The organism is Brachybacterium netajii (SeqCode) (assembly GCF_054114245.1).
In genome coordinates this window covers 653,814-674,324 of the sequence record NZ_JBSYXB010000002.1, presented here as the reverse complement: position 1 = coordinate 674,324, position 20,511 = coordinate 653,814, and the positions used below count along the sequence as shown (strand labels likewise).

12 protein-coding genes are annotated in these 20,511 nt (G+C 73.2%); 11 read left to right on the top strand and 1 reads right to left on the bottom strand.

Annotated elements, in window-relative coordinates:
* Positions 1–17 precede the first annotated feature (17 nt).
* From ACXET9_RS06760 to ligA, 9 genes are all read left to right on the top strand, one after another.
* Positions 18–914 carry a DUF58 domain-containing protein gene (locus ACXET9_RS06760; protein ID WP_457885727.1) on the top strand — a complete coding sequence of 299 codons (897 nt, stop codon included), beginning with the start codon at positions 18–20 and terminating at the stop codon, positions 912–914.
* A complete protein-coding gene (locus ACXET9_RS06755) occupies positions 901–1,404 on the top strand; it encodes a hypothetical protein (protein ID WP_457885726.1) in 504 nt (167 codons plus the stop codon). Before ACXET9_RS06760 ends, ACXET9_RS06755 begins: the two co-directional genes overlap by 14 nt.
* Positions 1,395–2,417: a vWA domain-containing protein gene (locus tag ACXET9_RS06750; protein WP_457885725.1), complete on the top strand. Its 1,023-nt coding sequence runs from the start codon at positions 1,395–1,397 to the stop codon at positions 2,415–2,417. The genes ACXET9_RS06755 and ACXET9_RS06750 overlap by 10 nt, the downstream gene beginning before the upstream one ends.
* Positions 2,414–3,409, top strand: coding sequence for a vWA domain-containing protein (locus tag ACXET9_RS06745; protein WP_457885724.1), 996 nt, complete (start codon positions 2,414–2,416; stop codon positions 3,407–3,409). The genes ACXET9_RS06750 and ACXET9_RS06745 overlap by 4 nt, the downstream gene beginning before the upstream one ends.
* Positions 3,406–4,335 carry a hypothetical protein gene (locus ACXET9_RS06740; RefSeq protein WP_457885723.1) on the top strand — a complete coding sequence of 310 codons (930 nt, stop codon included), beginning with the start codon at positions 3,406–3,408 and terminating at the stop codon, positions 4,333–4,335. Before ACXET9_RS06745 ends, ACXET9_RS06740 begins: the two co-directional genes overlap by 4 nt.
* Positions 4,329–5,540: a cysteine desulfurase family protein gene (locus ACXET9_RS06735; protein ID WP_457885722.1), complete on the top strand. Its 1,212-nt coding sequence runs from the start codon at positions 4,329–4,331 to the stop codon at positions 5,538–5,540. Before ACXET9_RS06740 ends, ACXET9_RS06735 begins: the two co-directional genes overlap by 7 nt.
* A gap of 215 nt (positions 5,541–5,755) precedes the next feature.
* Positions 5,756–6,841, top strand: coding sequence for a tRNA 2-thiouridine(34) synthase MnmA (mnmA, locus tag ACXET9_RS06730; protein WP_457885721.1), 1,086 nt, complete (start codon positions 5,756–5,758; stop codon positions 6,839–6,841).
* A complete protein-coding gene (locus ACXET9_RS06725; protein WP_457885720.1) occupies positions 6,838–8,085 on the top strand; it encodes a hypothetical protein in 1,248 nt (415 codons plus the stop codon). The genes mnmA and ACXET9_RS06725 overlap by 4 nt, the downstream gene beginning before the upstream one ends.
* Positions 8,086–8,162: 77 nt before the next feature.
* A complete protein-coding gene (gene ligA, locus ACXET9_RS06720; protein WP_457885719.1) occupies positions 8,163–10,643 on the top strand; it encodes an NAD-dependent DNA ligase LigA in 2,481 nt (826 codons plus the stop codon).
* Between the two features lie 45 nt (positions 10,644–10,688).
* Here the strand turns inward: ligA and ACXET9_RS06715 are convergent, their stop codons facing one another.
* Positions 10,689–12,896 (bottom strand): DEAD/DEAH box helicase, encoded by a 2,208-nt coding sequence (locus ACXET9_RS06715; RefSeq protein ID WP_457885718.1) that lies wholly within the window; start codon positions 12,894–12,896, stop codon positions 10,689–10,691.
* Positions 12,897–13,220: 324 nt separating this feature from the next.
* Here ACXET9_RS06715 and ACXET9_RS06710 point away from each other — a divergent pair, with 324 nt between their 5' ends.
* Positions 13,221–18,761 (top strand): glutamate synthase-related protein, encoded by a 5,541-nt coding sequence (locus ACXET9_RS06710; RefSeq protein ID WP_457885717.1) that lies wholly within the window; start codon positions 13,221–13,223, stop codon positions 18,759–18,761.
* Positions 18,758–20,488, top strand: coding sequence for a diflavin oxidoreductase (locus ACXET9_RS06705; RefSeq protein ID WP_457885716.1), 1,731 nt, complete (start codon positions 18,758–18,760; stop codon positions 20,486–20,488). The genes ACXET9_RS06710 and ACXET9_RS06705 overlap by 4 nt, the downstream gene beginning before the upstream one ends.
* The last annotated feature ends 23 nt before the right edge of the window (positions 20,489–20,511 follow it).

The following is a 20,511-nucleotide window of genomic DNA, read 5'->3' as shown; positions in this document are numbered from 1 at the left end:
CGACCAGGGGGAGACGCATGGCCACCTCGCTGATGACCCGGGTGAAGGCCCGGGTCGACCTGCACACCTCCACCAGGGCCCGCGGCCTGATCCAGGGCCGCGGCAAGTCCCTGTTCAAGGGCAGCGGCGAGGACTTCGACGACCTGAAGTACTACCAGCCCGGGGACAAGATCTCGGACATCGACTGGAAGGCCACGGCCCGGTCCGGCGAGCCCCTGATCCGGCAGTTCAACGAGGAGCGGGTCCGCCATCTCTCGATCGTCGCGGACACCTCCTCGGCGATGGCCGCGACCGCCGCCGACGGCACCTCCAAGCGCGACGCGATGGTGATGGCGGCGGGGCTGGTGTGCTTCCTGGGCCAGAAGAACGGCGATCTGGTGGGGATGGTCGGCGGCGGGCCGCAGCGCCCGATCCAGCTGCCCTCGCGCTCGAGCGACGGGCATCTGGAGCTGCTGCTGCGCTCGATCCAGCAGGCCACGACGACCGCCTCCCCGGCTCCGGACAGCTCTTGGCTGCTCGAGCGGGCCTTCCGGGTCACGACCCGTTCGACGCTCATGACGATCATCACCGACGAGGCGCATCCGAGCGTCGAGGACTTCTCGCTGCTGCGCCGCCTGACCACCCGCCACGACGTGATGATGGTGCGCATCGCCGACGCCGACCCGCTGCTCGGCGGCGATCTCGGCCATGAGGTCGTCGATGTGCTGGATCCGCGCGAGATCGGTCGCGTGGCGCGCACCTCGAAGCGCGTCGCCCGGGATGTGAGCGCCTACCGCCGCGCCCGCAGCGAGGGGATCTCCGAGATGCTGGACCGCCTGCACATCACCCACGTGCTGACCCAGGGGGAGTCGACCGTGGTCGAGGACATGATCGCCATGCTGCGCTCGAGGGAGTACCGCCATGCCCGTGCCTGATGCCCTGGGGAGGCTGCTCGCCGAGCCCGCGACCGAGCAGGTCATCGACCCGCCGCAGTACTCGATCGCCTGGCTGATCCTCGCGCTGCTGTGCGTGATCGTGATCGTCGCGCTGATCGTGGGGACGCTGCGCATCACCCGCGGGATCGAGGAGCGGATCGCCTATCGCGGCCGGCCCTCCGATGCCGAGGGTCTGAAGGCCGAGTTCCTGCGCGCCGTCAACGAGATCGCCGAGCGCCATGAGGCGGGCGAGCTGGAGGCCCGCGCCGGGCACCATGAGCTCACCGGCGTCATGCGCCGCTTCGTGCGGCGCACCACCGGGCACGACGTGACCAGCCAGGATCTCACCACCCTGCTCGCGCACGAGCGCACGGCCGACGTCGGCCGCCTCATCGCCGACCTCTACGAGCCCGACTTCTCCCTGGCCTCGGACGCGCAGCTGCGCACCTCAGTGCGCCGGGCGCGGGAGGTGATCCGGCGATGGTCATGATCCTGTGGTGGGTCACCGGGCTGCTCCTGCTCGCCGCGATCGCGGTCTGGGGGATCACCTTCTGGAACCGTCGGGCGATGCGGAAGTCGCCGGTGCTGGTCGCGAACACGTCCTTCATGGACCGCATCCCCAGCTTCGCGCGCGCGCAGAAGGCGGCCGCCGTGCTGCGGGTGCTGCAGGTGGGCATCGCCGTCGTCGGCGTGATCGCGGCATCCGTGCTCGCCGGCCGCATCGCCACCGAGCGCATCGAGACCCCGTCCTTCGCCTCCCGCGACATCGTGCTGTGCCTGGACGTGTCCAGCTCGATGTACCAGTACGACACCGAGATCCTGGAGACGTTCTCCCAGATGGTCGACGACTTTGACGGCGAGCGGGTGGCGCTGTCGATCTTCAACTCGACCTCCCGCACCGTCTTCCCGCTGACGGACGACTACGACCTCGTCCAGCGCGAGCTCGAGAAGGCCTCCGAGGCCATCGACTTCGACGAGTACGGCTACCGGCTGGGGACGCGCGACTACTCCGACGAGAAGGTCCGCCAGTACGTCGACTTCATCGAGGGCACCCAGGGGATCGCCGAGGAGGCGTCCATCGTCCCCGACGGGCTCGCCTCCTGCGGCCAGCTCTTCGACCAGGCCGAGCAGGACCGCTCGCGCTCGATCGTGTTCGCGACCGACAACGAGGTCAACGGCACCCCGATCTTCACCCTCGACGAGGCGGCCCAGGCGACCGCCGCGCGCGACATCGTGCTCTACACGTTCTACCCCGGGGCGTACGAGTGCGATGAGGCGTGCCGCGACGAGCTCGAGGCCGCGACCACGAGCAACGGCGGATCCATGTTCGAGTCCTCGGATCCGAACGCGATCCCGTCGATCATCCAGCAGATCCAGAAGACGCAGGCCACCGATATGGGAGCGCAGCCGAGCGTGATCCGCACCGACCATCCGGCTGCGGCCTTCGTCGTGACCCTGCTGTCGCTCGTGGCGATCCTGCTGCTGGGATGGAGGGCACGATGAGGCTCGATCCGCTGATCCCCCTGTGGGCGATCATCCCGCTGTTCGCGGCGATGCTCGTGCTGTGCGGGGTGCTGCTGGCCCGCCGTCCGCGCCAGCGCGGCGCCTGGCTGCGGCGCACGCTGATGGTCCTGCTGCTGCTCGTCGTCGCCCTGCGTCCGGTCTCCCCGCTGGACGGCGAGCAGACGCAGCGGATGAACGCGAACGTGTTCTTCGTCGTGGACCGCACCGGCTCGATGAACGCCGAGGACTACGACGGCGAGCAGCCGCGCCTGGAGGGGGTGAAGGCGGATATGCAGCGGATCATGGGCATGACCGAGGGGTCGCGCTACGCCGTGATCGCCTTCGACTCGACGGCCACCCAGCAGCTCCCGCTGACCACAGACGCCGGTGCGGCGACCGCGTGGATCGACACCCTGACCACCGAGTCCACCGCCTATTCGAAGGGCTCGAACATCGACCGGCCGATGGTCGCGCTGGTCACCCAGCTCCAGCAGACCCGCATCGACGACCCCGACTCCTCGATCCTGGTCTACTTCCTCTCCGACGGCGAGAACACCGACGACCGGGAGTCCGAGTCGTTCAGCGCCGTCTCCTCGCTGGTCGACGGCGGCGGCGTCCTCGGCTACGGGACGGCCGAGGGCGGGCCCATGAAAGTCCAGGGCGGCGGCAGCGACGGCGAGTACATCACCGACGCCTCCGGCGCGCAGGGGATCTCGCGGATCGACGAGGACCAGCTGCGGACGATCGCCGGGCAGATGGGCCTGCCCTATCTCCACCGGACCGACCCGGAGGAGGAGATCGAGGGCACCATGGAGGGCATCACCCTCCGCCCCGTGCCGATCGAGCGCTCCCGCCGGGTGGCGAGCTACGACGACTGGTACTGGATCGCCGCGATCCCGCTCGCGGCGCTCATGATCTGGGAGCTGGGGGAGATGACCTATCGTCTCCCGCGGCGCATGGACCGAGACGACCTCCGAGGAGCACAGCGATGAGCGCACCCCCCGCCCCGCCGGCGTCCGCGCCCTCCGCACCGACCCCCGATCCGGGAGCCGGGGGAGGGGCGCGCGTCCTCGAGCAGGAGGTCCCGCGGCGCCGCGGCGACTTCGGGCTGAACGTGAAGCGGCTGCGTCGCACCCGCATCATCGTCTTCGCGATCCTCGCGCTCCCGATCGCGCTGCTGGCGCTGCTGGCGCTGCGGTTCGTCTCGCTGCCGCTGACCCAGGCCTGGCACGACGCCGCCTACGACGACGCCCGCTACGACACCGCGATCGAACGGCTCGCCCCCGTGCAGACGGCGAACTGGTTCGAGCCCTACCTGCCGCACCTCACCGAGGGCACCGATCTGCTCCAGCAGGGGCAGAACGCCGAGGCCGAGGTCGAGCTGCGCGTCGCCCTCGAGGAGTGGCAGGACGCGAGCGACCTCAACCAGCCGCAGCACGCGCAGTGCAAGATCCTCAACAACCTGGCCATCTCCATCGAGCGCCAGGCCGATGAGATCGAGGATGCCGGCGAGCGCGCCGACCGGCTCTACGAGGCCGAGGAGCTGCTCGCCGTCTGCGCCGGAGGCGGCGGAGGCGGCGAGGGCGGCGGAGGCGGCGGCGAGGGCAACGAGGACCAGGAGACCACCGGGGACAACGGCGAGCGGGTCCAGGAGAAGCGCCGCGAGGCCGACGAGGAGGCCGGGAACGATCCGGCTGACCGCGACACCGAGAAGGGCGGCGGCTCCCCGATGGATCCGGGCGATCCCACCCGCGAGGACCCCACGGGCGAGGAGGATCCCGAGGAGGCGGTGACCGACGGTCCGAGCACGGACCCGTCCAAGGAGGACGAGGTCGAGCAGCGCAACAAGGACGCCCAGGGCGGGGAGGGCGAGACCGAGACCGGCGGCGAGGAGCAGGACCCGGCCCAGCCGTGGTGACCGTGCGCACCTACCTCGACCATGCGGCGACCACGGTCCTGCGGCCGGCGGCGCGCGAGGCCTTCCTCGAGGCGTCGTCCCTCACGGGCAACCCCTCGTCGATCCACACGGCGGGGCGCGCGGCCCGCGGCGTCCTCGATGACGCCCTCGAGCGGATCGGCGAGCTCCTCGGCGTCCCCGCCTCCTGGCTGATCCTGACCTCCGGCGGCACGGAGGCCGACAACCTGGCGGTCCGCGGCGCGGCCCGCGGCGTCCGGGCCGCGGATCCCTCGCGCACGGCGGTGGCGGTCGCGGCGACCGAGCATCCGGCGGTCCTCGCGGCCGCCGACTCCCTCGCCGAGGAATCGCTCCGTGCCGACTCCGTCGCCGCCGATCGGGAGCACTGGGACGTGCGCCGACTGCCCGTGGACGCCCAGGGGATGCTGCGGGCCGACGCCGTGGACGCGGCACTGGCCGACGGGACCGTCGCGCTGGTGAGCGCCGCGCTCGTCAACAACGAGACGGGTGCGCTCCAGGATCTCCGAGAGCTGGCTGCGCGGGCCCGCGCCCACGGCGCCCTCCTGCACACCGACGCCGTGCAGGCCGCGGGCCATGTCGGCCTGCCGCGCCCCGGGGAGGAGGTCGATCTGCTGTCGCTCTCCGGGCACAAGGTCGGCGCCCCTGTCGGCACGGGCGTGCTGGTCGCCGATCCCGACATCCCGCTGGTCCCGCTGACCGCCGGGGGAGGGCAGCAGCGCGGCGTCCGCTCGGGCACCCTCGACGCCGCCGGCGCCGCGGCCCTCGCCGCGGCGCTCGGCGCGGCGCTCGGGGAGCAGGAGCAGGAGGCGCGGCGCCTGGACGTGCTCGCCGAGAGACTGCGCCGCGGCATCCGGCAGACGGACCCGTCGGCGCGCATGACCCTCGACGACACCACGCCGCGATCGAGCGCGATCGTCCACGCGATCTTCCCCGGCGCCGATACCGATGCCCTGCTCTTCCTCCTGGATCAGCACCGGATCGACTGCTCCGCGGGATCGGCCTGCACCGCCGGGGTCACGCAGGACAGCGCGGTGCTCGCGGCGATGGGGATCGTCGGCGCCGACGCGCGCGGAGCCCTGCGGCTGTCGCTGGGCTGGACCAGCACCGAGGAGGACGTCGACGCCTTCCTCGCCGTGCTCCCGGACGCCCTCGTGCGGGCGCGGGCCGTCGGCTCCCTGTCCCGCTGACCCTTCTGTCGGTCCGTCCGTCGGCCGGCATGCGTCCGTCGGCCGGCATGCGCTCATCGGCCGGCATGCGCCCGTCGGCGGCCTGGCCCCGTCATGCATGTCACCCCTCCCGGCCCCGGTCGGCGGGGCCCGGATCCGTAGAATCGTCCGGATGACGGTGCGGTCCGGAGGGGCCGCGCCCTGCCGTCCGCTCCGGCGGAGGAAGGTGTCTGGACATGAAGGTGCTCGCGGCGATGAGCGGCGGGGTCGACTCCGCCGTGGCGGCGGCCCGGGCGGCCGAGGACGGCCATGAGGTCGTCGGCGTGCATATGGCGCTCTCGCGCAGCCGCGAGCAGCGTCGGAGCGGATCCCGGGGCTGCTGCACCGTCGAGGACGCCTCCGACGCCCGCCGCGCGGCGGAGCGCATCGGCATCCCCTATTACGTCTGGGACCTCTCCGAGGACTTCCACGATCTCGTCGTCGAGGACTTCCTGTCGGAGTACGCCGCCGGCCGCACCCCGAATCCGTGCGTGCGCTGCAACGAGCGCATCAAGTTCGCCTCGCTGATGGAGCGCGCGACGATGCTCGGCTTCGACGCCGTGTGCACCGGCCACTACGCCGCGATCCGCGCGGAGGGGCCCGCGGGGGCGCCGTCCCTGCACCGCGCCCGCAACATGGCCAAGGACCAGTCGTACGTGCTCGCCGTGATGGGGCCCGAGGCGACGGGCCGCTCCCTGTTCCCGCTCGGCGGCTTCGAGACCAAGGACGAGGTGCGCGCCGAGGCCCGCGCCCGGGGCCTCGGCGTCTCGACCAAGCCCGACAGCTACGACATCTGCTTCATCGCCGACGGCGACACCCGCGGGTTCCTCGAGAGCAGCCTCGGGGAGGCGCCCGGGGAGATCGTCGACGCCGACGGCGCGGTCCTCGGCGAGCATCGCGGCACCCACGGCTTCACGATCGGGCAGCGCCGCGGGATCGGCATCGAGCGTCCCGCCGACGACGGGCGTCCCCGCTATGTCGTCGACATCGACCCCTCCTCGCGCCGCGTCGTGGTGGGGGCGGCGGAGCTGCTGTCGACGTCCGACCTGTTCGCCGGGGACCTGGTCCCCTTCGAGGAGATCGCCGTGGGACGGGAGGTCGCGGTGCAGATCCGCGCCCATGGCGAGGCGGTCGGCGCGACGGTGCTGGAGACCCCGGCCGACGGGGGGCTGCTGCATGTGCGGCTCGCGACCCCGCTGCGCGGCGTCGCCCCGGGGCAGACGCTCGTCCTCTACGACGGCGATCGCGTGATCGCCGCCGCCACCCTGGAGCGTCGCGCATGAGCGCCGCCGCCCGTGCCGCCCTCGCCCTGCCGGGCTCCCTCCGCCGGGACGGGGACGACGGCGATGCAGGTGCTGTCGGTGCGGCCCGTCCCGTCGGGTCCGACGGCGGTCGGCCGGCGGCGGTGACCCTCACCGGCGACGGCACCTTCTCGGCGCCTGCCGCCGCGGCCGCTCCCGGGGAGCGCGCCGAGCTGCCCGAGGACCCGCAGCTGGCGGCGCTGACGCGCCTGCGCGCTCTCCTCGGCGACGACCTCGAGGAGCAGATCGCCACCCGCCTGTACCTCCCTGCGGGGCTCGGCACCGATGCGACCGACCATGTCCTCCCGGGCACCCTCGCCCTGCTCACGGGCACCAGCGGCGACCTCGCCCCCTACGGATGGCGGATCGGGACAGGGCTGGGACGTGCCTGGCGGCGTGCCGTCGAGCAGCGCGAACGGCTGCTCGACGCCGCCCGCATCGCCTGGTTCGGCTACGAGGGCCCCGTCATGTCGACGGTGCTGGGGCCGGCGACCCTCGCCGGCGCCACCTATCTCGGCACCGGGGAGCGCACCCTGAGCGATCCGGGCGCCGTGCGGGACCTGCCGATGCTGCTGGCGGAGGGGCTGGTCGAGCATCTCTCGGCGCTGCGCGAGCGCGTCCCCGGCGCCCGCCCGATGCTGTTCGTGCGGGAGGACGCGGTCGCGGGCGTCGTCGGCGGCCGCATCCCCACCCCCTCCGGGCGGCGCACCTACCCGCCGGTCCGCGCCGAGGAGGTCGGCACCCTGTGGCGCTGCCTGATCGGCGGGCTGGCCGCCGACGCGGGCCTCGGCGCGCAGGACATCACCGTCGGCGTCGGCGTCGACCCGGAGCTGATCCGGCAGGCGCAGGAGGCGGGCGCCCGGCGCCTGGCGATCTCGCCGCGGCGCATGCCGGGGCTCGGCAGCGAGGCCGGCCGGACCCTGTGGGAGACCGTCGCGCAGGCCCATGAGGACGGCAGCCGGCTCGAGCTGGTCGTCGACCCCCGGCCCGGCGGTCGCATGGAGGAGGAGCTCGACGGGGTCCTCGACATCTGGCACCGGCTCGGCTACTCCGAGCGCGAGGCCGCGGGCTTCACCCTGATCGCGCACACCGGCGCCTCCCATGCCGTGCATGCGGGACGCGTGGACCCGTCCTCGCAGCCGGCCGCCGAGGACCTCCTCGACGAGCCGACCCTCGAGGCGCTCCTGCGCCGTGCCCCCGCCTGGGCGGAGCGCGTCGCCGGCTGACCGGGCTCTCCCCGAGGAGGACGTCGCACCCGGCCGTCCGGCGGACACCGTCGGGGGCGTGCGCGACAATGGTCCGCGTGAACCAGAGCGATCTCCCCGCAGCCCCCGACGCCGACGCGACCGATCCGCAGGCGGCCGACCCCGGGACCGTCGACGCGCAGCAGCGCATCGCCGAGCTCATCGCCCGCATCGAGCGCGCCCGCGAGGAGTACTACCTCGAGAACGGCTCGAGCATCTCCGATGCCGAGTACGACCAGCTGGAGCAGGAGCTGCGCGCGCTCGAGGCGGAGAACCCGCAGCTCGCGCGCGAGGACTCGCCCACCCGCACCGTCGGCGGTGCGGTCGGCGCCGGGTTCGCCTCCGTCGAGCACCTCGAGCGGATGCTCAGCCTCGACAACGCCTTCAGCCTCGAGGAGGTCGACGCGTGGGCCCTGCGGGCTCTCGAGGGCCTCGGCGGGGAGACCGCGGGGGAGGCGTCCGGGGGAGTGCGCTACCTCTCCGAGCTGAAGATCGACGGTCTCGCCATCGACCTCGTCTACGAGGACGGCGTGCTCGTGCGGGGCGTCACCCGCGGCGACGGACGCGTCGGAGAGGACGTCACCGCCAACGTCCGCACCATCGCGAACGTCCCGCATCGCCTGGACACCGATGCGCCGCCGGCGGTGCTCGAGGTCCGCGGCGAGGTCTTCTACCCGACGGCCGACTTCGCAGCCCTGAACGAGCAGCGTCGCGAGGCGGGACTCGCGGAGTTCGCCAACCCCCGCAACACCGCCACCGGCTCCCTGCGGCAGAAGGACCCTGCGGTCACCGCCACCCGCGCGCTCGCCGTGTACGTCCACGGCATCGGCGCCCACCAGGGCGTCGAGCTGGGATCGCAGTCCGAGGTCTACGAGCAGCTGAAGGCCTGGGGCCTGCCCACCTCGCCGCACTGGCGCGTGCTGGAGACCCTCGAGCAGGTCCATGCCTTCATCGAGGACCACGGCGAGCACCGCCACGACGTCGAGCACGACATCGACGGGATCGTCATCAAGATCGACGCCTTCGCCCAGCAGCGGCGCCTGGGCGCGACCTCGCGCGCCCCGCGCTGGGCGATCGCGTACAAGTACCCGCCGGAGGAGGTCACCACGCGACTGCTCGACATCCAGGTGCAGGTCGGTCGCACCGGCCGCGTGACCCCCTTCGGCGTGATGGAGCCGGTGAAGGTCGCCGGCTCCACCGTCGAGAAGGCGACCCTGCACAACCAGTTCGACGTCGAGCGCAAGGGCGTGCTCATCGGCGACATGATCGTCCTGCGCAAGGCCGGCGACGTGATCCCCGAGATCCTCGGGCCGGTGGAGGCGCTCCGCGACGGCAGCGAGCGGCCCTTCGAGATGCCTGCGGACTGCCCGTCCTGCGGCACCCCGATCCGTCCTGAGAAGGAGGGGGACAAGGACTGGCGCTGCCCCAATGCGCGAGACTGCCCCGCGCAGGTCACGGGCCGGGTCGAGCATGCCGCCTCCCGCGGCGCCTTCGACATCGAGACCCTCGGGGAGGAGAGCGCGATCGCGCTGACGGACCCCGACCGGCGCCGCGAGGAGGCCCTCGCCGCCCTGCGTGCCGGGCACCGGATCTACCTGCCGGTCCGCAGCGAGGAGGACCTCTCATCGAGCGCCTGCGTGATCCTGCGCAACGGCCAGGAGACCGACGGCACCGACGGCGTCCCCATGCTCCGCATCACCGCCGAGGACGCCGCCCTCCTGCCGGGGGTGCAGACGCCCGTCGTGAGCACGGGCGCGAACCTCTTCGACCTGCGCCCCGAGGACCTCGAGGACGTCCACGTCCTGCAGCCGCTGCGGCGCGAGGGCGAGCCGACGGGCGACTGGCATCTCGTGCCGGCCTTCTGGTCCCGCGCCCAGTGGCGCCACTACAAGACCACCGGCACCTGGAAGCGCACCAAGGCGCCCGCCCCCGGCAAGACCACCGACACCCTCATGGACGAGCTCGAGAAGGCGAAGACGCAGCCGCTGTGGCGGGTGCTCGTGGCGCTCTCGATCCGTCACGTCGGCCCGAGCGCCGCGCGCTCCCTCGCCACCGCCTACGGCAGCCTCGACGCGATCCGGGAGGCGGACGTCGAGCAGCTCGCCGAGACCGACGGGGTCGGGAAGATCATCGCCGAAGCCGTCGTGGAGTGGTTCGCGGTCGACTGGCATCGCGAGCTCGTCGACGCCTGGGCCGCCTCGGGCGTCCGCATGGCCGACGACGTCGAGGAGGGCTTCGTGAAGACCCTCGAGGGCCTCACGATCGTCGTCACCGGCGGGCTCGAGGGCTTCACCCGCGACGGCGCCAAGGAGGCGATCATCTCCCGCGGCGGCAAGGCGTCCGGCTCGGTCTCGAAGAAGACCGACTTCGTGGTCGTCGGCGAGAACGCCGGATCCAAGGAGACCAAGGCCCGCGACCTGGGGCTGACGATCCTCGACGAGGCCGGCTTCGTCCGATTGCTCGCGAACGGCCCCGCCGTCGGCCCCGACGTCGGCCCCGACGTCGGGCCCGACGACGGGACCGGCGAGCGGGACCGCTGAGACGGCGCACCCGCCCCGGCTCGCAGCAGCCCGACGCAGCTCGTCTCAGCTCAGCTGCGCGAGCGCGAGCGGGAGGACAGGGCCCGAGCCCGCCCGACGCAGCTCGCGGCCCGCGAGGGCCATGGTCCAGCCGGTGTCGATCTCGTCGTCGACGAGCAGCACGGGCGCGCCGTCGAGCGCGCGCAGGCGCTCGGCGAGCTCGGGACCGACGGCGAAGCGTCCCCACAGCGCCTTGACCCGGAAGGCGCTGTTGCGGGCCCCGTAGAGGGGCTCCGCCCCCGGGGCGAGGTCGAGGGAGCCCAGCAGCTCGAGGCGGCCGACGCGGGCGATGCCCGCGGCGAGACCCTGCACGAGCTGCGGGCGCGCGAGGGAGGGGACGGCGACGACGGCCGCCGGACGATGCTCCCAGTCCCAGGCGGAGAGCACCTGCACGACCCGGTCGGCGATCTGCGGGGACATCTGCGCATCCGTGCGCGCGCCCTCGGCGTCGGTCGCGAGCATCTCCCGCAGCGGCACCGCCCAGCCGAGATCCGACATGCGGGCGATCACGCGCCCCTCCTCGACGCGCTCGCCGAGCGGGAGGTTCCCCTTGACGGGGGAGCCGCCCGGGTGGGTGACACCGATGCGGTCGAGGCCGGTGGGCCACTTCTTCCGCGGCTCCACGGGCACGCCCACGCGGTCCAGGACCTGCGCGACCCGGTCGCGGGCCGCCCCCGCGGAGGCGGGATCCGGGTACCAGGGGCCGGCGCAGACGTCGCAGCGCCCGCAGGGGCGGGCGGTCGCGTCGTCGAGCTGACGGGCGAGGAACATCATGCGGCACTGCTCGGGTCCGCCGGCGAGGCGCTCGTACTCGAGCATCGCCTTCTGCTCCGCCCGGCGGGCCCGGGCGACGTTCTCGTAGCGCTCGGCGTCGTAGGTCCACGGCCGGCCGGTGGAGACCCAGCCGCCCTGCACGGCCAGGACGGCGCCGTCGACCGCGAGCACCTTCAGCAGCAGCTCGAGGGCGCTCTTGCGGAGGTTCACCCGGGCTTCGAGGGCCTGCGCGGAGAGCGGCCGGTCGGAGGCGGCGAGCACCTCGAGCAGCTGTGCGGCGACCGCCTGATCGGGCATCGAGGAGGTCGCGAAGTACTCCCAGATCGCCGGGTCCTCGCGTCCGGGCAGCAGGAGCACGTCGGCGCTGTCGGTCGCGCGACCGGCACGGCCCACCTGCTGGTAGTAGGCGACGGGGGAGCCGGGAGCCCCGAGGTGCACGACGAACCCGAGGTCGGGCTTGTCGAAGCCCATGCCGAGGGCGCTCGTCGCCGCGAGCGCCTTGACGCGGTTCTCCTTGAGCGCCTGCTCGAGCTCGGCGCGGGTGTCGTTGTCGGTGCGTCCGGTATAGGCCCGGACGCGGCGGTCGGGGCGGTCCAGCAGGTCCGCGAGGTCCTCCGCGGCGGAGACGGTGAGCGTGTAGATGATGCCGGAGCCCGGCATGGCGTCGAGATGCTCGACGAGGTACTCCAGGCGCGCCCGGTCGTCGGGCAGGGAGAGGGAGCCCAGGCGCAGGGAGTCGCGGGTGAGGGACCCGCGCAGCGTGAGCACGTCGGCGCCGCCGGGGGAGGACTGCGAGGCGCCCAGCTGCTCGGCCACGTCGGCCACGACCCGGGAGTTCGCGGTCGCGGTGGTCGCGAGCACGGGCACCTGCGGGCCGAGCTCGGCGATGAGGTCCCGGAGTCGGCGGTAGTCGGGCCGGAAGTCATGCCCCCAGTCGGAGATGCAGTGGGCCTCGTCGATCACCAGCAGACCGCAGCGGGAGACCAGCTGCGGCAGCTGCTCCTCGCGGAAGCGGGGGTTGACCAGGCGCTCGGGGGAGACCAGGAGCACGTCGACCTCGTCGGCCGCGAGGGACTGCTCGATGTCCCGCCACTCGGTCATGTTGCCGGAGCTGATGGAGACGGCGCGCACGCCCGCGCGGCGGGCGGCCGCGACCTGGTCGCGCATGAGGGCGATGAGCGGCGAGATGATCAGCGCCGGACCGGATCCGCGGCGCCGCTGCAGCAGCGCCGAGAGGAAGTAGACCGCGGACTTGCCCCAGCCGGTGCGCTGGACGACGAGGACCCGCCGATGCTCCGCGACCAGCGCGCGGATCGCCTCGAACTGGCCCTCGTGGAAGCGGGCGTCGGGCCGGCCGGTGAGGGCGCGCAGTGCCTCGAGGGCCTCCGCATGCAGGGCGTCGTCGACGGGGGTCTCCGGGAGGGCGGGGGATTCGCTCATGGCACCAGTGTGGTCGACCGGGCCGACGGGCGGTGTCCGTGCGCGGTGCCGCTGTGGACGGACGGCCCCTGGGGAGGAGCACGAGGGCCGTTCCGCGTTCAGGGTATCGGACACTAAAAAAGCACCCGCAGGGAGGCCGACGGAAGAGCAGATCCGAGGCGTTACACGATCGTGATGCGACGGACGGATTCCGGACGCGGCTCCTCCTCCAGGGGATCACGGCCGTACGTTCAGTCAGCTCTGACATCGCGGTGAGGGCTCCTGGCTCCGGATCCACCGCCTCCGTCGTCGGGACGGACCGAGCGCGGTGGACCTGGAGGAGCCATGGCACGCACCCATCGCACGGGAACCGGGCTGTACGACCCCGCCGCAGAGCACAGCGCCTGCGGCGTCGGGTTCATCGCCCGCAAGGACGGCATCCCGAGCCACGACGTCATCCGGCGCGGCGACGAGGCCCTCTGCGTCATCCCTCACCGCGGCGGCATGTCCGCCGAGGGCGTCGGCGACGGCGCCGGCGTCAACATCGACCTCTCCGCCGAGTTCTTCTCCGCCCTCGTCGGCCGTCCCCTCGAGCCGGGGCGCTTCGGCGTCGCGAACCTCTTCCTCCCCGACGACGCCACCCAGGAGGGTGCCGCCGTCGAGCTCGTCGAGCGCTCCCTGCGGGAAGCCGGGCTGCGCATCCTGCTGGCCCGCGAGGTGCCCGTGGACCTCTCCGTCCTGCGCCCCGCGGCGGTCGCGCACCAGCTGCCGATCCGCCAGTGGATCTTCGAGGCCGACGAGGCGATGGACCGCGCCGGCGCCGACCGCGCCGCCTACGCCGCGCTGCTCGCGATCGAGGCCGAGGCCTACGCCGAGCCCGCGCTGGCGGGCCTGTACCCGCTCTCGCTCTCGACCCGCACCCAGGTCCTCAAGGGACGCCTGAACTCCGGCGAGGTCATCCCGTTCTTCGAGGATCTCGTCGATCCCCGCCATTCGGTGCGGACCCTGTACTTCCACACGCGCTTCTCCACGAACACCGAGCCGCATCCGACGATGGCGCAGCCCTTCCGGATGATGGCCCACAACGGCGAGCTGAACACCGACCGGAAGAACCGCCTGACCGACGAGACCGTCGCCCGGGCCCGCTCGCGCAGCATCGTGCGCCCGCCCGGCCAGTCGGACTCGAGCCGCCTGGACCAGACCCTGCACGGCCGCGTCCTCGACGACGGCCTGGACATCGTCGAGGCCGTCGTCTCCCTCATGCCGCCGGCCTGGGAGAACGACGAGACCCTCCCGCAGGACGTGCGCGACATGCTCGAGTGCTTCTCCCTCTACGAGGAGAAGAACGACGGGCCGGCCGCCGTGATCTTCTCCGACGGCGACGTCGTCGGCGCCCGCCTGGACCGGCTCGGCCTGCGGCCCCTGCGCACCATCGAGACCGAGGACTACCTCATGGTCTCCTCCGAGGCCGGGCAGCTCAGCGTCCCCGCCGAGGAGGTCGTCTCCCGCGGACGCATCGAGGCCGGCGGCATGCTCGTCCTCGACCACCGCACCGGGGAGATCCGCGGGACCCGCGAGGTGCTCGAGATGCTCGCCGCGCGCCGCGACTACGCCGCCCTCGTCCGCCGCGCCCGCGTGCGCATCGACGAGATCGACGTCGAGGACGTCCAGCGGGGCCGCAGCACCCTGGGCTACGACGGCGACCTCACCGTCGACGGCCGCTTCGTCGCGTACTCGCTGAACCAGGAGAGCTTCCGGTTCATGCTCGACCCGATGCTCGCCACCGGCGCCGAGCGCATCTCCGCCATGGGCTACGGGAACGCGATCAACGCGCTCTCCGACCAGGAGGGCGGCATGGCGAAGTACTTCTCGCAGCGCTTCGCCCAGGTCACGAACCCGCCGCTGGACTCGATCCGCGAGGCCGACGGCATGAGCTTCCGCGTCGCCCTCGGCGCCAAGCCCGACGGCCACGGAGACCCCGCCTCCCAGGACGCCCGCCAGATCGTCGTGGACTCGCCGATCCTCTCCCACCTGGACATGGTGCGCCTGCGCGAACAGACCGCGACCCCGCTGCAGCGGTTCGACATGCTCTTCGAGCCCCTCCCGCAGGATGCCGCCCGCAACGCCCGCAGCATGCTCGCGGCCCTCGACGGGCTCTGCGACGCGGTCGAGGAGTTCGCCCGCGCCGAGGGCGGCATCGCCGTCCTCAGCGACCGCGCCGTCGACTCCCGCCGCGCGCCGCTGCCGCTGCTGCTCGCCCTCGCCGCCGTGAACCGTCGGCTGATCGACGCCGGCCTGCGCCTGCGCGTCTCCCTCGTCGCGGAGAGCGGCCAGCTGCCCAGCTCCCATCACGTGGCCTCCGCCCTCGGCTTCGGCGCCAGCGCCGTCTACAGCCTCAGCGCCCGTCTGCGCGCGGAGCAGAAGCATCCGGCCCCGACCGTCGCCGCCGAGGACCAGACCGAGGCCGACCGGGCGGCGGACCGCTTCCGCAAGGCCGCCCTGAAGTCGCTCGGCAAGACGATGGGCCGCGTCGGGCTGTGCACCGTCGAGAGCTACATCGGCGGCGAGTTCTTCGAGCCCAACTACCTCGACACCCGCGACCCCGTCCTCGCCCGCTGCTTCCCGCACCTGGACGCGCCCGTCGGCGGCGTCGGCTTCGACCGCATCGCGCTCGCCGCCGCCCAGTGGCACGAGCGCGCGCTGTCCGTGCTCGAGGAGAAGGACGTCCCCCTCATCGGACTGTTCAAGGAGCGCTCGGAGGGCGCCGGCCACTCCTTCGGCGTCACCGCCGTGCGCGGCTTCGGCACCATGACCGACGAGCCGCTCGCGCTCCCGCAGGCCGACGACGACGCCGAGGGCCTGCGCATGCTCACCCTCGGCCAGCTCGAGGGCGCCTTCGGCCTCGACGACGGCGCCTACCGCCACGCCGGCTTCGGCGAGCTGACCGACGCGGAGATCGACGAGTTCGAGATCACCCGCGGCTACCGCGAGTTCGTGGACGCCACCGTCGCCGAGCGCGACCAGCGCCCCTCGGCGCTGCGCGACGTGCTCTCCCTCCCGCCGGACCTGCGCGAGGCCCGCACCGCCGAGGACTTCGCCGCCCGCCTGGACGGCTTCTCCCTCGCCGGCAACGCCTCGATCACTGTGCGCGGCCTGCGCGTCGTCCGCGAGGGCGAGCGCACGCTGCTCGCGCTCGCGGACGGCGACGCCGCCCGCCACGAGGCCCTCGGGGACTATCTCGCCAGCAGCTTCCCCGGCGAGATCTCCGACCTCGAGGTCGGACCGCAGAGGCTCTCCGTCGTCGGCCGCGGCCGTGCCCGCGACCTCCTCGACCTGCTCGAGGGCGCCCCCGAGTCCATCGCCCTGGACGCGGTCCAGCCCGCGCACGAGATCACCCGCACCCTCGCCTCCGGCGCCATGAGCCACGGCGCCCTCGTCGCGACCGCCCACGAGGCCGTCGCCCACGGCACCAACATGGTCGGCGGCATGTCCAACTGCGGCGAGGGCGGCGAGCACCGCACCCGCTACGGCACCATCCGCGGATCCCGCATCAAGCAGTTCGCCTCCGGCCGCTTCGGCATCTGGGCCGGCTACCTCGCCGATCCCCAGCTCCAGGAGCTCGAGATCAAGATCGGCCAGGGCGCGAAGCCCGGCGAGGGCGGCCAGCTGCCCGCCCCGAAGGTGACCGTCGACATCGCCGCCGCCCGCGGCGGCACCCCCGGCGTCGAGCTGATCTCCCCGCCGCCGCACCACGACACCTACTCCATCGAGGACCTCGCTCAGCTGATCCACGACTGCAAGGCCGCTCGCGTCCGCGTGATCGTGAAGCTCGTGTCCTCCGAGGGCATCGGCACCATCGCCGTCGGCGTCGCCAAGGCCGGGGCCGACGTCATCAACGTCGCCGGCAACACCGGCGGCACGGGCGCCGCGGCCGTGACCAGCCTGAAGTACGCGGGCCGCTCCGCCGAGATCGGCATCGCCGAGGTCCACCAGGCGCTGCTGGTCAACGGCCTGCGCGACAAGGTCGTGCTGCGCTGCTCGGGCGCCCACCAGACCGGGCGCGACGTCGTCGTCTCCGCGCTGCTGGGCGGCGAGAGCTTCGAGTTCGGCACCACCGCGCTGATGATGCTCCGCTGCGTGATGGCGAAGAACTGCAACATCAAGTGCCCCGCGGGCCTGACCACCAACCCGGAGGCCTTCGACGGCGACCCGCGGGCGCTCGCGCAGTACCTGCTGAACATCGCCCACGACGTGCGCGGCATCCTCGCCTCGCTCGGCCTGCGCAGCCTGCGCGAGGCCCGCGGCCGCAGCGACCTGCTGCAGCTGCTGGACCATCCCGCGAGCGTCGGCCGCCTCGACGTGCGGGCCATGCTCGAGCGCGTCGTCGAGAAGCACGTCGCCGATCCGGTCTACCTCGAGAAGGACTTCGCCCTGGACGACTCGCTGCTGGAGCGGGTGCGCGACGCCCTCGTCGAGCAGCGCGCCGCCTCCCTCGTGATCGAGGACGTCGCGCTCGGCAACCGCAGCAAGTCCGTCGGCGGCCAGCTCTCGATCGACATCGAGCGCCTGCTGAACCACCAGCTGGACGCCGCCGACGTCGACGCGCTGCCCTCCGTCCTCCGCGACGACCGCGGTCGTGCGCGCCTGGTCGACGATGCGCTGACGATCCGCTCCACCGGCGCCGCCGGCCAGTCCTTCGGCGCCTTCTGCAACGACGGTCTGCGCCTGGAGCACACGGGCGTCGCGAACGACGGCGTCGGCAAGAGCCAGAGCGGCGGCCGGATCATCGTGCGCACCCCCGGCGGAGGCTCCTCCGTCCGCGGCGGCAACGTGCTGATCGGCAACTTCGCCCTGTTCGGCGCGACCGGCGGACGCCTCTTCGTCGAGGGCGAGGCGGGCGACCGCTTCGCCGTCCGCAACTCCGGGGCGACCGCCGTGGTCGAGGGCTTCGGCGAGTTCGGCTGCGAGTACATGACCAACGGCGCCGTGCTGAACATCGGCACCTTCGGCAAGGGCCTCGGCAACGGCATGAGCGGCGGCTTCCTCTACCAGTACGACCCCGAGGGCGAGCTCGAGGGCAAGGTCAGCCACGATTCGCTGCTGATCATCCGCCTCAGCGAGGCCGGCGACGCCGCCTACCACGAGGACGCCGCCAAGCAGCTGCTCCTGTGGCACCACGAGGCCACCGGCTCCGCCCGCGCCGAGGCCCTGCTCGCCGACTGGGAGACCACCCGCACCCACCTGTACTGCGGCATGCCCCGCGCGCTCCTGCTCTCGCAGGACGCCGAGCGGATCCTCGCCGCGGCCACCCGCAAGGAGCTCCAGGAGGAGCTCGTGACCTCGCTCGCCGGCGACCGGCTGCGGGCCCTCAAGGGGACCCTCCGCCACGGCGGTCTCGTCGCCGAGGGCCGCGCCCCCGGTGCCGGAGCCTCCGGCCTCGCCGACCGCGTCGCCCTGCTGGCCGCCTCTGCGGTGATCACCAGCGCCCGCGACATCGCCCGGGACCGCACCCCGTCCCTCGCCCAGGACCTCGCCCGCGACGGCGGCGCGGCCCTCGAGTCCGCCGCCCATCGCCTGATCCTCACGGAGGACTTCTTCGTCATGCAGAAGGTCGCCAAGCACCTGCGCTCCGCGCTCGACGGGCTGGACGAGCTCGAGCTCGCCACCCTCATCTCCGCCAAGCGCCTCGCCGACTACCGCACCTCGCTCGAGGAGCGCAACGTCCGCGACATCGACGCCCCCGGGACCCGCGCCTGGATCGCCGACCAGGAGCGCCGCAACGCCGAGCGGATCGACCCCTCCCGCTTCGACCGCGCGCTCGCCGACGCCTCGCTCGAGGACCTCGTGCGCAGCTGGCGCGAGAGCCAGCAGGAGGTGGACGCGTGAGCACGCCCCTGTTCTCCCTCGCCCCCTTCAGCGACGTCCAGCGGGCCTGGCTCGAGGGCTATCTCGCCGGGATCGACGCCGGCCGCGCCGAGACCGCGCAGTCGACCGGCGCGACCCTGACGGTCGACGTCCTCTACGGCAGCCAGACCGGCAACAGCGCCGACCTCGCCGAGCAGTTCGCCGCCTCCCTCGGCGGCGCGGGCCTCGGCGCCCGCGTCCGCGAGCTCGACGACGCCGGCCTCGCCGGCCTCGCCGGCGCCAGCCACGTCGTCGTGTTCACCTCCACCTACGGCGAGGGCGAGATGCCCGACGGCGCGGGCCTGCTGTGGGACGAGCTCTCCGCCGCCGACGCCGCCCGCCTCGACGGGCTGCAGTACGCGGTCCTCGCCCTCGGCGACAGCGGCTACGACGGCTTCTGCCAGGCCGGCCGGATGCTCGACGAGCGCCTCGCCGAGCTCGGCGGCACCCGCATCGCGCCGCGCGTCGACTGCGATGTCGACTTCGAGGAGCCCGCCGCCGCCTGGTCCGAGGAGGTCAGCGCTCTGATCTCGGCGATGGCCCCGGCCGCGCCCGTCGCCCCCGTCCCCGTCGAGACCCCCGGGGCCGCACCGCGTCCCCGCTCGCGGTGGACCCGGAAGACCCCGTACCCGGCGCGGCTCGTGGAGAACCGCCTGCTGTCCGGGCCCGGCAGCGCCAAGGAGATCCGCCACTACGAGATCGACCTCGGCGACAGCGGCATCGCGTACACCGCCGGCGACGCCCTCGCCGTCGTGCCCCGCAACGATCCCGCGCTGGTCGCCGCGCTGCTGAGCGAGCTCGCCCTCGACGGCCGCCAGGAGATCGACGGCACGAGCCTCGAGGAGGCGCTCCTGCTCTCTCGCGAGATCCGCACCCCCGGCCGGGATCTGCTCGCGCATCTCGCGGCCGAGCAGCCGGACGGGGAGCTCGCGACGCTGCTCGCGAGCGAGGACGCGAGCGGGCTGGACGCCTGGCTGTGGGGCAAGGACCTGCTGGACGTGCTGCGGATCTGCCCGACCCCGGCGATCGGCGCCGCCGAGCTGCTGGGGCTGCTGCGGCCGCTCCAGCCGCGGTCCTACTCGATCTCCTCGAGCCCGCTCAGCAGCCCCGGCCGCATCCACCTCACGGTCGCCTCCGTCCGCCACGGCGAGGACCGCGAGCGCGGGGGAGTGTGCTCCACCCACCTCGCCGACCGGCTCGGCGCCGAGGAGGAGCTGGGGATCTTCCTGCAGCCCAACGCCTCCTTCAGCGTCCCGGAGGATCCGTCGGCCCCGGTGATCATGATCGGACCGGGCACCGGCATCGCCCCCTTCCGCGGCTTCCTCCACGAGCGCGCGGCCTCCGGCGCCACGGGCGGGAACTGGCTGTTCTTCGGCGACCAGCACCGGGCGAGCGACCACCTCTACGAGGACGAGCTCGCCGACCTCGCCGAGCGCGGGGTCCTCACCCGGCTCGACCTCGCCTTCTCCCGCGACCAGGAGGAGAAGGTCTACGTCCAGACGCGCATGCGCGAGAGCTCCGCGGACCTCTACGCCTGGCTGCAGGACGGCGCCTACGTGTACGTCTGCGGCGACGCCTCCCGCATGGCCCGCGATGTCGAGCAGGCGCTGCTGGACGTGCTCGCCGAGCACGGCGGCGGACCCGAGGCCGCCCAGGAGGCGCTCGCGACGCTCAAGCGTCAGAAGCGCTACGTCCGCGACGTGTACTGAGCACCGGAGCGGGGCTCCCGGAG

Bases quoted from the DNA above. Each gene is read 5' to 3' on its own strand.
- mnmA (WP_457885721.1), top strand. From the start codon at position 5,756: ATGAAGGTGCTCGCGGCGATGAGCGGCGGGGTCGACTCCGCCGTGGCG.
- ACXET9_RS06745 (WP_457885724.1), top strand. From the start codon at position 2,414: ATGAGGCTCGATCCGCTGATCCCCCTGTGGGCGATCATCCCGCTGTTC.
- ACXET9_RS06740 (WP_457885723.1), top strand. From the start codon at position 3,406: ATGAGCGCACCCCCCGCCCCGCCGGCGTCCGCGCCCTCCGCACCGACC.
- ACXET9_RS06760 (WP_457885727.1), top strand. From the start codon at position 18: ATGGCCACCTCGCTGATGACCCGGGTGAAGGCCCGGGTCGACCTGCAC.
- ACXET9_RS06715 (WP_457885718.1), bottom strand. From the start codon at position 12,896: ATGAGCGAATCCCCCGCCCTCCCGGAGACCCCCGTCGACGACGCCCTG.
- ACXET9_RS06750 (WP_457885725.1), top strand. From the start codon at position 1,395: ATGGTCATGATCCTGTGGTGGGTCACCGGGCTGCTCCTGCTCGCCGCG.
- ACXET9_RS06755 (WP_457885726.1), top strand. From the start codon at position 901: ATGCCCGTGCCTGATGCCCTGGGGAGGCTGCTCGCCGAGCCCGCGACC.
- ACXET9_RS06725 (WP_457885720.1), top strand. From the start codon at position 6,838: ATGAGCGCCGCCGCCCGTGCCGCCCTCGCCCTGCCGGGCTCCCTCCGC.
- ACXET9_RS06710 (WP_457885717.1), top strand. From the start codon at position 13,221: ATGGCACGCACCCATCGCACGGGAACCGGGCTGTACGACCCCGCCGCA.